The sequence below is a fragment of the Wolbachia endosymbiont (group B) of Villa cingulata genome (assembly GCF_964028285.1).
Taxonomy (GTDB): domain Bacteria; phylum Pseudomonadota; class Alphaproteobacteria; order Rickettsiales; family Anaplasmataceae; genus Wolbachia.
This window is the reverse complement of sequence record NZ_OZ034766.1, coordinates 1,170,942-1,185,262: the sequence shown is the minus strand read 5'-3', so window position 1 is coordinate 1,185,262 and position 14,321 is coordinate 1,170,942. Positions and strand designations below refer to the sequence as shown.

At 33.3% G+C, this 14,321-nt stretch carries 10 protein-coding genes, 1 tRNA gene and 1 pseudogene; 7 read left to right on the top strand and 5 right to left on the bottom strand.

Features of this window, described 5'->3' with window-relative positions; all coding sequences use genetic code 11:
* Position 1: 1 nt before the first annotated feature.
* Positions 2–2,110 (top strand): glycine--tRNA ligase subunit beta, encoded by a 2,109-nt coding sequence (gene glyS, locus ABWU52_RS06120; RefSeq protein WP_064085630.1) that lies wholly within the window; start codon positions 2–4, stop codon positions 2,108–2,110.
* Positions 2,094–3,911, top strand: a complete 1,818-nt coding sequence (gene uvrC, locus ABWU52_RS06115) for an excinuclease ABC subunit UvrC (RefSeq protein ID WP_353276618.1) — start codon at positions 2,094–2,096, stop codon at positions 3,909–3,911. The genes glyS and uvrC overlap by 17 nt, the downstream gene beginning before the upstream one ends.
* Before the next feature lie 11 nt (positions 3,912–3,922).
* Here uvrC and ABWU52_RS06110 read toward each other — a convergent pair whose 3' ends face one another.
* Positions 3,923–4,414, bottom strand: coding sequence for a Smr/MutS family protein (locus ABWU52_RS06110; protein WP_264374581.1), 492 nt, complete (start codon positions 4,412–4,414; stop codon positions 3,923–3,925).
* 92 nt (positions 4,415–4,506) lie between these two features.
* On the opposite strand from ABWU52_RS06110, the gene rlmB reads away from it, so the two are divergent.
* Complete coding sequence (gene rlmB / locus ABWU52_RS06105) at positions 4,507–5,274, top strand: 23S rRNA (guanosine(2251)-2'-O)-methyltransferase RlmB (RefSeq protein ID WP_353276616.1); 768 nt, start codon at positions 4,507–4,509, stop codon at positions 5,272–5,274.
* Positions 5,275–5,364: 90 nt separating this feature from the next.
* Here the strand turns inward: rlmB and ABWU52_RS06100 are convergent, their stop codons facing one another.
* Positions 5,365–6,183 carry a hypothetical protein gene (locus tag ABWU52_RS06100; RefSeq protein ID WP_353276614.1) on the bottom strand — a complete coding sequence of 273 codons (819 nt, stop codon included), beginning with the start codon at positions 6,181–6,183 and terminating at the stop codon, positions 5,365–5,367.
* Between the two features lie 113 nt (positions 6,184–6,296).
* Here ABWU52_RS06100 and ABWU52_RS06095 point away from each other — a divergent pair, with 113 nt between their 5' ends.
* Both ABWU52_RS06095 and ABWU52_RS06090 read left to right on the top strand, forming a co-directional pair.
* A complete protein-coding gene (locus ABWU52_RS06095) occupies positions 6,297–6,596 on the top strand; it encodes a transposase (protein ID WP_064085359.1) in 300 nt (99 codons plus the stop codon).
* Positions 6,572–7,450 carry an IS3 family transposase gene (locus ABWU52_RS06090; RefSeq protein WP_353277659.1) on the top strand — a complete coding sequence of 293 codons (879 nt, stop codon included), beginning with the start codon at positions 6,572–6,574 and terminating at the stop codon, positions 7,448–7,450. The genes ABWU52_RS06095 and ABWU52_RS06090 overlap by 25 nt, the downstream gene beginning before the upstream one ends.
* Before the next feature lie 313 nt (positions 7,451–7,763).
* On the opposite strand, the gene ABWU52_RS06085 is transcribed toward ABWU52_RS06090, so the two are convergent.
* The 3 genes and pseudogenes from ABWU52_RS06085 to ABWU52_RS07315 all read right to left on the bottom strand — a co-directional run.
* Positions 7,764–11,111 carry a peptidase M2 gene (locus ABWU52_RS06085; protein ID WP_353276612.1) on the bottom strand — a complete coding sequence of 1,116 codons (3,348 nt, stop codon included), beginning with the start codon at positions 11,109–11,111 and terminating at the stop codon, positions 7,764–7,766.
* A 330-nt stretch (positions 11,112–11,441) separates the two neighbouring features.
* Positions 11,442–11,885: a hypothetical protein gene (locus ABWU52_RS06080; RefSeq protein WP_353276611.1), complete on the bottom strand. Its 444-nt coding sequence runs from the start codon at positions 11,883–11,885 to the stop codon at positions 11,442–11,444.
* Between the two features lie 269 nt (positions 11,886–12,154).
* Positions 12,155–12,262: pseudogene (locus tag ABWU52_RS07315) on the bottom strand (DnaJ domain-containing protein); the annotation flags it as partial.
* Positions 12,263–12,667: 405 nt separating this feature from the next.
* Between ABWU52_RS07315 and ABWU52_RS06070 the strand changes: the two are divergent.
* Entirely contained in the window at positions 12,668–13,633 is a 966-nt protein-coding gene (locus tag ABWU52_RS06070; RefSeq protein ID WP_353276609.1) for an IS110 family transposase, read from the top strand.
* Between the two features lie 587 nt (positions 13,634–14,220).
* A tRNA-Val gene (locus ABWU52_RS06065) sits at positions 14,221–14,293 on the top strand.
* Positions 14,294–14,321: the final 28 nt, after the last annotated feature.

The following is a 14,321-nucleotide window of genomic DNA, read 5'->3' as shown; positions in this document are numbered from 1 at the left end:
TATGTTGTCACAATTATTGTTTGAATGTCTTTCAGAAGAAATTCCATCAAGAATGCAGAATTCATCTGCAGCTCAGGTTAAGAGCTATATCACTAATGCTTTTAGTAAAAATAATGTGAAATTTGCATCTATAGAAGTTTATGTGACTGCACGTCGCATTGCTCTTTTTATTGATGGTATAAGTGCTTTGGAGCTAAAAGATTCTAACAATGAGATTAAAGGACCAAGAGTTAATGCACCGAAAAGTGCTATCGAAGGTTTTTTGAGAAAAAATCGGAAAGGTGAAGAAGATTTACTCATTCGCAAAGTAAATGATGAAGATTTTTACTTCATTAAGAGAGAAAGCTGCTTATTTAACATCAACGGGTTTCTCAAAAATCAACTGGAGGAAATGCTAAAAAACTTTTCTTGGCCAAAGAGTATGAGATGGAGTGAAAGAAAAGAGAGATGGGTTAGGCCAATTAAAAATATTCTATGTATTTTAAATGACGAAATAATACCTATATCTTTTGCAGGGGTTACAGCATGCAACGTGACGTATGGTCATAGGTTTCTTTCAGGTGATGCAGTACTTACTGTTAAAACACCCAAAGACTATTTTGAATTGTTAGAAAAAAATAATGTCATTCTCCAGTTGGACAAAAGAAAGCAATTTATACTAGATCAGATTAATAAGTTTACAAAAGAGGAGAACTTACAACTTGAAAAAAATGATTATTTACTTAATGAATTGGCAGGGCTTATAGAGTGGCCAATAGTATTATTTGGTAAAGTAAAATCATCAGAATTACCGAAGGAAGTAATACTTAGTATAATTAATACGCAGCAAAAGTATCTTGCTTTAAGTGATGGACAGAAAATATCACATTTTGTTACTGTTGTAAATGTTAACAACAATGAAGTTGTCAAAGGCCATGAAAGAATATTAGAAGCACGTCTTGCTGATGCCCAGTTTTTGATATCTCAAGACAAGAAGGAAAACCTAGATTACTATGTCAAAAAATTGAGCTCTATTTCATTTCATGCTTCGCTCGGTAGCGTAGAAGAAAAAGTGAAGCGTATTATCGCTCTTTCAAAGTATATAGCGATATTTATTCCACATGCTTCATTAATTAAAGTTGAACGTGCTGCATATTTAGCAAAGGCAGATCTTGCAACGTTGATAGTGAAAGAATTTCCGGGATTGCAAGGAGTAATGAGTGGATACTACGCTTCTTATTTTCAAGAGGATAAAGAAGTAGTGGAAGCTATAACTGAGCACTATAAGCCAATTGGATCGGACCAAGAATGCCCTAAATCTCCTACTGCGATTGCTGTAGCTATTGCAGACAAAATGGATAGTTTGGTTGGCTTAATTGCAGCAGGTGAGAAAATCTCTGGTTCGTATGATCAGTTTGGTTTGCGGAGAATGACAATTGGTATAATTAGAACAATACTTGAAAATAATTTGCATATTCCAATTAGATTGCTGATAGATAAGTCAGTATCTTTATGTTCAAGGCTTCTATTGAATAAAAATATAACTCCAGTTGATAAGCCAAGTGAAAAACAAATTTCAGAACTAGTATTTAAATTCTGCTTAGAAAGGTTCAAGATTATTTTAAAAAATAGAAATATAAGGCAAGATGTTGTAGATTCAATACTATATAAAGTCGATATTAATGATCTGCTGAAAGCGGAAAAGCAAACTGTGATATTGGATCGTTATCTTAGTACAAAAGAAGGTGAACAGGTTCTAAGCACTTATAAAAGAGCCAGTAACATGATGAGCAAAGTGAGAAAAAGTGATGGCACTACTTATAATGCATCTTACAGTAAGAAGTTTTTGATTGAAGATGAGGAGATTGCGCTATCAAATTGTGCTATAGCTGCTTGTAAAAACATCAAACAAGCGATAGAAAATAACGACTTTAATACAGCGCTTGATGAACTTGCTCGTTTTGCTCCGTTTATCAATCAATTTATGGACAGTGTAAAGATTAACTGTGATTCTAATGAGCTTAGAATAAACAGGTTATCTTTGCTTGCAAATGTTGTTTCTACCTTTCATTTAGTAGCAGAGTTTAACCTTATACAGGTTAAACAATTGATAAATGCTCAGGCAATATAAGGAACAAATCAAATCATCTCCACAATCCTGTGGCGTTTATAAGATGGTTGGAGATAAGAATAAGGTTTTATACATTGGTAAAGCAAAAAACTTGAAGTCGAGATTATCCGACTACCTTCAATTCGAAAACCTTTCTGAACGAATCAGAGTAATGATCTCACAGGTTATTAAGGTTGAAATATTCATCACTGAGAATGAAATCGAAGCATTGCTTCTTGAAGCACAGTTAATAAAATCGTTAAAACCATCTTATAATATTTTGCTTAGGGATGGAAAATCTTATCCTTATATAACAATTTCTAAGCATGATTATCCAAGAATAGCGAAATATAGAGGTAAGTTTAAGAAGAATGAGTTTCATTACTACGGCCCTTTTCCATCTGCTGCTGCTGTTAAGAACACTATATTATCATTGCAAAAAGCTTTTCTCTTAAGAGTATGTTCAGATCAATATTTCTCTTCAACAAAAAGACCATGTCTTGAGTATCAAGTTAAGCGCTGTTCAGCACCATGCGTAGATAAAATTACAAAAGATGATTACTGCAAATCAGTAAAACAAGCACAAGATACTCTGCTAGGAAGGAATAAAGAAGTGCAAAGACAGCTATTTTCTACAATGGAAAAGTGCAGTAGGGAAATGAACTACGAGCTTGCTGCTGTCTATAGAGATCGATTGAAATTTCTTCAGCAAATTCAAATGCAGCCAATGGATTTTTCTTTTGAAGAAGATGCAGATTTCTTTAGCGTTGTACGTGAGGCAGACTTAGCATGCATTGGTGTACTATCTTTCAGAGATAAAGGTAACTATGGAAGCATTCCTTACTTCATTGAGAATTGTAGTGATCATCCAAATGATGAAATTTTATCCACCTTTTTGGTCAATTTGTATAATCCAGTTAATACACCACCAGCGCAAATTTACGTTCCCGATTTTATTAAGGATAAGGAAATTATAGAACAAGCACTTTATGCTCTTACTCAAAAATCAATAAAAGTTTTGTATGCGAAAAATAGTAAAGAGCGTGATTTGTTGAATTTTATTTACAATAATTCTAAGCATAGCCTAGAGCAGAAGCTTACTGATTATAGAAATAACCTAGAAAAGCTCGAAGAGCTTAGCAAAATCTTTTTGTTACCAAATATTCCAAAGCGTATCGAAGTTTATGACAATAGCCATATATCTGGAAATCAACAGATTGGTGTGATGGTTGTTGCAGGTCAGGAAGGTTTTTTAAAAAGTGAGTACAGAAAATTTACTATAAAAGAAGAAATTTCAGGTGATGACTATAAAATGATGAGAGAAGTGCTGACTAGACGTTTCTCTGGCAATATAAAAGACATCATTCCTGATTTTTTACTGATAGATGGTGGGCCAGGACATGTTTCCATAGTGCAGAATGTGTTGGAGATATTGAATATAAACGTTCCTTTTGCTTGTATGGCAAAAGGTCATGATCGTAACGCAGGAAATGAAAGATTTTATGTGCCGAGCAGAGAAGAATTTACTCTAGCAAGTGACAGCAAGGTCATGCTTTATTTACAATTGCTGCGTAATGAAGCTCACCGTTTTGCAATAACTTCGCACAGAAAAAAACGCGATAAACAGTTTTTTGCTTCACAATTAAGCAAAATATCTGGTGTTGGCAGTAAAAGAAAGAAGGCACTCATGTCTCATTTTGGTTCGGTAGAAAACATAAGCAAAGCTTCTCTAGCTGAAATTCAAAACGTACCTGGAATTAGTAAAGGTTTAGCAGAAATCATTCTTCAACACGTGAATTCTAAGAAAGGTACTCCTAAATAGGTACTCTAAAATTAACCTTTATTTCTTCTTAATAAGACATAAAAAGCTCCTTTGCCACCATGTTTTTTTATGGCTTGCTGATAGTATAAGATCATATTTCGAACTTTTGTGTCATTCAACCACTTATTTAAGCTATTCTTTATAGTGTCTATTTTATCTGTACTATTACCATGCCCCGTAATTACCAATAAGCACCTATTCCTTGCTTGATAATTTTTGATAATAAAATCTATCAATTTACAATAAGCATTATCTATACTATAGCCATGCAAATCGAGTTTATCGCTTATAAAATATTTGCCCCTATCGATCTTTAATTTTGTATTGTAGTCAAGACAAAATGATGAATCACCATTATCAGTATTAAGAAAATTTTCTTGTAAGCCAGAGATACCTTTATCAATCATAGATTTTATATTTACTTTGTGATCAACTTTCAAAGTAACTTTGCCACATTCTATTGGCTTAACATTTTTTTGCCAATCTAACTCATCATCCGACATAAATTCATTAATTGAACTGCATAATTTTACAATAATATATAAACACAGTAAAATATTGCTTACTCTATAAAAATCTGATTTTTAATAATGAGATGAAATCATCAAAAGCTAATGAAAACTGTTGGATATATGGAAAGCACACTTGTATTTCAGCATTAAGAAACAAAAATAGGCGGTGTATAGAACTGTTAGTAACAGAAAATTTCTACAGAGAATTTGAGAAAGAAATTAAACAATGTGCAGATAGTAAGGGCATTAAAGCTCGACTGGTAGAGAACAAAATGTTCAATGATGTTTTACCCAAAGGTGTAAATCACCAAGGAATTGCTTTAAAAGTTACTCCTATTTTTCACAGCTTAAATATTGAAAAAATAGCTGAAGGTTCAGGTGAAAACTCTACTATAGTCATTTTAGATCAAATTACTGATACACACAATATAGGTTCGATTTTAAGAACCTCAGCTTGTTTTAACATTGATGCATTGGTTTTACCGTATCACCATTCACCAAGCGAAAATGCATCTATCGCAAAAGCAGCAAGTGGAGCACTGGATATTGTCCCTCTAATATACGTTACAAACATAGTAAAGACGATGGAGTCTTTAAAAAAGATAGGCTACTGGTGTTATGGGTTTGATTGCAATGCAAAGGAAAATATAGATGAAATAAAGAATTTTGGGCAAAAAAGAGTAATTGTTTTTGGTTCTGAAGAGAAAGGAATGCGGAGACTAGTTAAAGAAAATTGTGATTATCTTTTAAAAATCCCAATGTCAAACGTAATTAACAGTCTAAATGTTTCAAACGCAGCAGCAATAGGACTATATTCCATTTACATTAAAACAAAAATCACTGCAAATTAGTTGCAATAAAACAAGGATGTCATTCCAGTATGTGATACTGGAATGACAACAGTGAATGACATCTTGCGATGTCATTCACTAGCACTTACATTACCAATCCCAAGAAAGAGGTGAACTTGAATCTGTTGGAATCTCGAAGGATGGCTGTGACACTATCTCTTTTATCTCATTTCTAAGCCATTCACTACCTTCTTGCCCAGCATCCGTGATAGCTTGCTTGAAACTGCTCTCTAGTACAGCTTTAGCAGCTTCAGTGACGTGACCATTACCATTTATAGCATTTCCTATTGTAGTTAACTTAATTAACTCAGCGTTTAAGTCAGCAGGCATCTTATCAGTCTTAGTTTGTATTGCAGTAACCTTATTTCCTAAATTAGCAGCACTTGTAGCATCTTTTATAGCAGCAACATCAGCAGTAAAGGTATCTGGAATAAATTCAGTCTTAGCCTTTATAGCAGTGACATCAGCTCCTAAGGTATCTGTGATCTTATCAGTCTTAGTTTGTATTGCAGTAACCTTATTTCCTAAATTAGCAGCACTTGTAGCATCTTTTATAGCAGCAACATCAGCAGTAAAGGTATCTGGAATAAATTCAGTCTTAGCCTTTATAGCAGTGACATCAGCTCCTAAGGTATCTGTAATCTTATCAGTTTTAGTTTTTATTGCACCTACGTTAGTTCCAATACCTAATAATGTAGCAATTGCACCTCCAGTCATGAAGTTTGTTGCTGTAGCACTGTAATCTATTTCAGCAGCACCATTAGGTTCATACCTAAAAGTGTTGAAAACACTAGTATTATCTACACCAAAGGTATACTTATTCTGTGCAGCATCTTCATAAATTATGCTTTTAATGGTAGGGGATGGTACATTTGCTCCAGAGTTGTCTTTAAAAGTTAAACTAGCCATATCACTTTCCGTTAATTATAAAAACCATAATTGTTGACCTTACCCAGAAAAAGTAGACAGAAAGTTAAGACGTTTTTGAAGTAAAATAAAACGTTTTTTCAAAGAGGTGTGGTATGACAAAAAGAAAAGAATATACAGCAGAATTCAAAATTGAAGCTATAAGACTAGTAAAAGAAACAGGTCAATCATCAGCAAAAATAGCAAGAGATTTGGGTATTAGCGGTGATTCATTAAGCAGATGGGTAAAAACATACAATGATAGAATGTCTGGAGTAGATGCGTTTCCAGGAAAAGGGAAAGTAGCTCATTGTGACAAAGAAAAGTTTGATTTAAAGAAAGAGCTGGCAAGAGTAACGAGGGAAAGAGACATTTTAAAAAAAGCCCTGGGATATTTTGCAAACCAAAAAGAGTAAAATATTCTTTTATAAAAGAACATAAAAAATGCTATAAAATACGGGAATCATGCAGATTTTTGAACGTATCTGCTTGTGGTTATTATAAATGGATTACTAAGGAAAAAAACAACAAAAAATCAATAAGAGAAGAGCTCATACAAGATATTCAGAAGGTATATCGAGCATCACAATGCAGATACGGAGCTCCTAAAATTCACGCTGAATTAAAGGCTTTAGGTAAAAATTATAACATCAAAACAGTGCAAAATGTTATGCAGAAAAATGGCATTCAAGCTAAGCTTAGACGAAAGTTTAAAAGTAAAAAACCACAAATAGACAATAGAGTTATAACTCCTAACATATTAAATCAGAATTTCATCGCTGATCAACCTAACAAGATATGGGTAACTGATATTACGTACATAAAAACTAATGAAGGATGGTTATATTTGGCAGCAATAATAGATTTATATTCACGCATGGTGATTGGCTGGTCAATGAGTAATGCAGTAAATAGGCAATTAGTTATAGATGCGTTATTCATGGCTATTGGTAGGCGCAAATCTGCTAAAAATCTACTATTTCATAGCGATCAAGGATCGCAATACACCTCTAAAAATTATCAATTTTTACTAAGTACAAAAAATATTACTTCTAGTATGAGTCACAAAGGTTGTTGTTATGATAATGCTGTTTCAGAGAGCTTTTTTAGTTCACTTAAGAGAGAGTTACTCATTGATACTTCACAACACTCTGCACAACAAGCTAAAACCGCAATATTTGAATATATAGAAATTTTTTATAATAAACAGCGTAGACATTCTACTATTAACTATTGCATTCCTGAGCTTTTTGATTCATCATTCTCATAGCAAAAACGTCTTAACTTTCTGTCTACTTTTTCTGGGTAAGGTCATGTGCATAAAAATAATATAAATTCCGTAAATACTAGATTTTGCATAAAATTCCCTTTAGGCTTTTCGCTTCAGAATTCTTCTCTTGTGATCTAAGTATGTAGCAGACGATGTTATCCTAGTAGCCCCTTTGGTGTCATTACAGTGCTTGACACTGGAATCCATTTTTCCATCATAAGAAACGTTGATTACTTTTATACTAGCAAATTTAACTGGATGCCAGTGTCTGGGCATTGGAATAACAAAAAGAGGGCAGGGCCCTCCTTGTATATTAGATATAGGCTGAGTTATGATCGTGATAAACGTGATCGCTTGCGCAGTCGAACATTTTCACAAAACCATTCTCTAGATAGAGATTATATTCATGATGTTGATCTGATAACTCAATGTTATCTTGCGTTTCTAAGCTGAAGTGACTTGAATCTGATAGCAATTCGTAATTTGGATTATCTATTTTACTAATGCTGCTTATTACTTTGCCATTACCATTTGATATAGCCAAACTATAACTATCACCATCCTTCATTATTTTGATGGATACCTTATCTTCAGGTAACACTATAAGCTTTTTCGTGTCACTATCGTGAATTAGAAATTTGCCATCTTTAAAGTAATACTTGTCTTCCGGCAAAGCACCAATCTTATAATCCGATGTATGCAGTTTGTTCCAAAAATCTAACACAGATTGCTTATCTGCTCCTTCTGCTCTATTATACAAGGCTTTCACATCATTATAATCTATGATTACATTTGCCTTATGCTTTCCTTCTACATCTCGATCATAGCTCTTTTCTATTTTCAAGATTGTGTCTTTCAACACTACCTGCTCTTTCTCCTCCACTGAAGCTGACCTTTTTGCCCTTGTTGGAATTTGTGGTTGATCAGACTGTATTTCACTATTGTCGTTTGATACAGTTCTCTCTTCAGCAACAACATTAGTAGTACTATGGCTCATGTTAACCTCTGTCTTAGTTTCACTTACTTGCCCTTTTGGACTTTCGGTTTCCCTTGTGTATATCCTTTGATAGTCAGTGTAGCCTCTATTAGTGTCACCGATATCGCCACTGCCTTGATCAAAAGTTATTTTTTTGCTTCCATTTCCCATATTCTCAATTTCAACTTGAGGAGAAACAGATGCGAGGAAATCATTATAGCTGTAGTTATAATCAGCAGAAAAGAATATTTGCCCTTTGAAGTTATGGAAGTTATTAGATAACATTCCTATTTCTTCATCAGTATCACCATCAAATAGTTTTACTTTAGTGAAATATCTTTGATTGTTGATTCTCACTATTTCACCACTCGAGTTTCTTTGTATCTGATAATCATTTGGATCATGTTTAATGGTAAAAAGTTTACCAGGGGCATATTTTTCTAAGTTTATAAGGCCCACATTTATATGTTTATGAGAATAATCTCTCTTTTCATATTCATGTGCAAATACTGGGTCAATATATTTGTATTCGTCTGGTATGCTACTGTATTCTCTTCCTTCAGAATCAGATGGTGCTAATTTATATTGTCCATCTTTTTCCACCAATTTTAGGTGAGTAACATTGCCTGGCAATTGAAACCTTACGTTTTTTCCATGATCATGAATGAACAAGTTACTTTCATTTATAACTTCACCTCTTTCATTTTTCATCTCTTCAATGATATAGAAGCCCATATTTTTGAATGCATGTAGATTTTCGCCTCCTTGCTTTACAACCGCTTCGTATACATCGTCGTCTGTTCTATCAGTCCCTTTATCATCCAATAATGTTCCTTTTTCTACGATTACGCCGCTTTCTCTTTGCTCATCAGAATATTGAGCATGCTTTGAATCCTGATGATTTAGAATTTTGGTCCCTCTAAGAAGCAGAGAATCTAAATCTTTTTGAATGTGTCCAGTGCTAGGATGCAACAATTCATTTTCATGTAAATGTGCTTCATCAAAGTATTCATCACGTTCAACTGTTCTGCCATCTATCAGAGAAGCTTTATAATGACCATTTTCTTTTGTAATAGCCATATAAGCACCACCGTCATATTGAGTATTCAAGTTGTGCAATATGTCCTCAAAAACAAAAGTTTCTTTAGTTTGACCTTCAACTTGCTTAAAAAAGCCCGATTCGCTCGACAACTCTCCAAGCTTTGTATTCCCATCATATATAGATAGTGCACCCATATCTCCGTGACCAAGAGCTTGCATAGAAAAAATCTTGCCTTCTTGTAGATCAATATGATTTGTACCTCTTATCAAGTTTGGATCGATATTGACCAGCTTTCCTAATATTTTTGCTGCCTGAGGATTATTTTCAATCTCATCAACTGTTTTGTTTTTTAGTTGATCAAACTCTAAGAATGCTGGTCTGTATTTTGTATTTTCCTCATTACGTAACTCTTCAATAGTAATCTCTCCTTTATGATATTTTTGATACATTTCACCACGTTCTTTATTCAAATTATCGAATTTGTCTGCCTCACTCTTAATTTTTGTATCATATTTTGATAATATTCTAAAAGCCTGATTTTTATACTCTTGACTGTTTTTATATTCATTACCTTGTTGGTCAGAGTAAGTTAGTTTATCCTGTCCATCAGGAGTTTTTACTACCTTTAAAAAATGATATTCCTTTGATATATCGAGGTTATCATTTGTTGCCCTATTAATAGCACGAGCAACATCATAAAATGCAACATGTTCTACAGGAGAAAAACTTCCAACGTTTTCTCCATCTATCTTTTCTATATTTGCTTTATAGTAGGATATGTTTTTAATTTCTCCACCCACTATTTCTTGACCAGTTGCTATAAAATCTCCTTTTGTAACTTGCAAAGCGTTGAGATGTTCCATTGCAGTTTCTGTATCATTCTCAGCAAGCCAACTTTTGAAGTCAGCATCATGTCCTTTTATGTCTTTCAAGAAACTTTTTGATTCATCTGAGTTACCTTGACGTAAAGCATCTAGGTAGTCTCTTAATAAACTAGGATCTTTTTCCTGTAAGTACATTATCAACGCATGACCAGTTTTATACACTAAACTGTTTTCTTCACCATTGGCTGAGTATTGTAAATTTAAAATTCCACCTAGATCCAAATTTGCGGCTTCAGTTTTATCAATGCTTGACCCTTGAGCATTGAACTTGTGATCTGAATGATGTTCAAAGTAATCTGCAATTCCCTCCATTAATACTGTAGGTAGAGATTTTCCTCCTGTAGCCAAGTAAGTTAAACCATGTGCAAATTCATGCTGAAGGTTATGAACGCCACCTTGCTGATAGACATACATCTCAGCAAAAATATCAGCTTCTCCTTTGTAGTAACATTTACCACCTTCATCTCCAAGGTAAGAACCAAAACGTTCGCTTCCACCAAGGTGAGTGTAATCAGCCTTATCATCAAACACATAAATTTTGAATGTTTGTTCTGAGCTACCAGGCTCCAGCTTAAATGCATCTTTAAAATTAGTAGCTGTTTCTTTTATCTCACTTTCAATGTGAGCAACTTTACTTGCTCTTAAATTATGAGAATAAACTTCTACTTTAATATTTAAATCTTTAACTTCTATGATATGCTTGTTGTTAAAATATTCATCTTTAGATATATTTTTATTTACTTGTTGATTAATTGTCATAATTTTAACCTCTAATTTGCTGTTCTTTCAATATCAAGAATAAGGTAATCTCTCTAAAAAAAACGTAAATACCTGTATTGACATAGTTTATATTTTAATGAAAAGATATAGGTAATTAACTTAATATGTAAAATTTAAAGTATGACTAAAATTCCATAGCCGACCTAACGCAGCTGCTAAGAGCATGTCTTCAAACTATATAGGAAGCAGTTAAGAAGCAGTGAATAATGTCATTTCAGTAAAAACTGTATGAACATTTTAGCTAATTTACATAGTGAACGGTGTTACCCCAGTATCACAACACCGGGGTAACGATAAAGGAGAGAGTAGCTATATGCTCTGTCCTGGGATATTTGGTTGTTCAGTATCAACATCTTCCAATTTTGTAAAAACAGTTCTTGACAATGCAGCACCAGCTCCACCCCCAATTGCAGCTGCAGCTACAGTTATAAGGCCAGATTTGAATGATTCTTTATGAGTATTAACGATGATGTAAGAAATCGATGTACATAATCCTGCAATAACTCCTGATAATACAATATCTTTTGTACTAATTGACTTTGATATTTTTTTTAAATTATCTGCAATTGGCGCTAACTTCTGTCTTGCTTCAGAATTATCTGACATTAACTCCAGTATGTGTTCTAAATTATTTACAACTGGCATAGATAGCAGTCCTCCAAGTGTTGCTGCAACAACTTCACCTACTTTTGATTCTCCAAGACTAGTTTTTAAGGTTATTGTCGTAGATATTAAAAATATTACTAAAGACATAGGAATTATTGGATTTTTATTTTCTTGATGTCTTTTCTCTGACTCTTGTTGTTCCCATGATGAGTGTCCATCATAAGTTTGTTGACTAGGATCATCTCCATTATCGTACTGGCTTTTTTTTCTGGATCAGATAATACTTCGAATGCTTCTGATATCTTTTTGAACTTTTCCTCGCACTCTTTAAATTTTTTTTTCAGTTGAATTAGTTGATCTCTTTCTGCTTCTGAAAGGTGCGTCTTTGCTTTTAACATATTGAGATCTACTATTTCAGGAAATTTATCTGGATGAAACTTAAGTGCTAATTTTCGATATGCTTTTTTTATCTCATCTTGAGTAGCATTTCTTTCTACTTCTAATACTTTATAATGATCAATCATTTATTCCTCTACTATTTTGAAACATTTTTCATTACATCACCAATACTACATCTTTATGAAAGCACGGTAATACAATATAAATGTGTAGCAAATATTATAACAACTGTCAAGATTTTAATAAATTAAGTAAAGATTTATAAAAAATACTAAACCCTGTAGCGTTACAAGAAATTTGTTTATTTACCTTCTTATATGTTAAAACAAGTCTTTATAAATGTTATAGAATGGCAATATAAGGACATATGGAGAAGAGGAACCGTTTCCCTTCTTGGTTATAAGAACCGTTTTTGAGCAAGGTTCTCTTCTCTGTTTTATATACTGAAAGTTCCGAACAACTGATTGAGCTTTTAGGCTCGTATATAAGGGTGGAAAATGCAGTATTCAATATTATTTTATGGAGGAATTATGAATTCACCAAATACTATTGCTGGCATTGATGTTAGCAAAACTAAACTAGACATCCACATTCATCCACTTAGTTATTATAAAACGTTTGAAAATAACGTACAAGCTATTGATCAAGTGCTTGACTTTCTACGTTTGCATAATGTAACAAAAGTTGGATTAGAAGCTACTGGTGGATACGAAAAACTATGCGCTTACACTTTACTAAGCAATGGTTTTGAAGTATATGTCATTCAACCTAGATGGGTTAGAAATTACGCAAAAAGCCTTGGTATTAGTACTAAAACTGATAAAATAGACTGTAGTATCATCTCACGTTATATTAATAATACAGACATGCGTGTTACTCCTTTAAATGTTAATAATACTGATTGTTTGAAGCAAAAACTATCTCGCAGAAATCAACTAGTGGAAATGGCAAAGATACAGAAAACCCAAGCTCACCAGATAACCGATGTATCCATAATCAAACAAATAGAAGAATTGCTTGTAATTTTACAAAATCAAATTCAAATCTTGGAAGATGAAATAATGGTATTAATTGATCAAAGTCAAGAGCTTAAAAAAAAATACATGTCAATAACTAGTATACCAGGTGCCGGTAAAACTTTGGCTATTACTATGATCTGTTACATGCCAGAACTAGGAACTCTTAAACATAAAGAAATATCTAGCCTTTCTGGAATTGCGCCATTTAATCGAGACAGCGGTTTTAGTAAAGGAAAAAGGTGTATTCAAGGCGGTAGATCGCAAATTAGAACAGTTTTGTATATGTGTATCCTTAGTGCACAAAGGTACAATTCTTATATAAAAATCTTCTTTGATAGACTATATGATCAATACAAAAAACCATATAAAGTTGCTTCTACTGCTGCCATGAGAAAATTACTTATTCTTGCTAACTCTTTAGTAAGAGATGGTAGAGTGTTCACTAAGGAATATAGCCCTAATTCTGCTTTTATCTAGTACTAGCGTAGCTGTGAATAAATACGTCTACATAAACTTTAAGTATTTATTCACAGCTACATCAATTTTTCTATTGACTTTTAACACAACTGCTTAAAATTGCAAAAAATACCCACCTTTGTAAGAGCAAGCCGCATAAATACATGGTTGTAAAAATAGAAGCTTCAAATTGCTGCAACAAAGTCAGGTAAATTAGTTCGTATATAAATGTGGCAAAAGTAGGCTAATATAGATATTTTCACGATATACTAAATTTTCCTACCATTTCCAAATAAATTACATTAACTTGGACATGAATGGAATGAAAGTGTATATTTATATAAACAGCTTCTTATTTATAAAATCAGAAGTAACTTAGACGGATTTAAGATAGCACTATTACAGTTTACATTAAATCTTAATGACTCTTTTTTTACGTTCAATTGTTTTACTATCAGGAGGTAACTTACATGTCGTTGATCACCTTATATCACGCCATTTTTGATACTTTCAACACTTATGGAAATTTGTCAAGGAGTTTCATTCAGCAAGAAGTCTAAAAGCAAATTGACTTCCATTCCACTGAAGCACTATACTAAAGCTACGATGGGTAATTAGCTCAGTTGGTAGAGCACTTGCTTGACGTGCAAGGGGTCGCTGGTTCGAGCCCAGTGTTACCCACGTTTTTTTGCTCATAAAAAGATTTTAT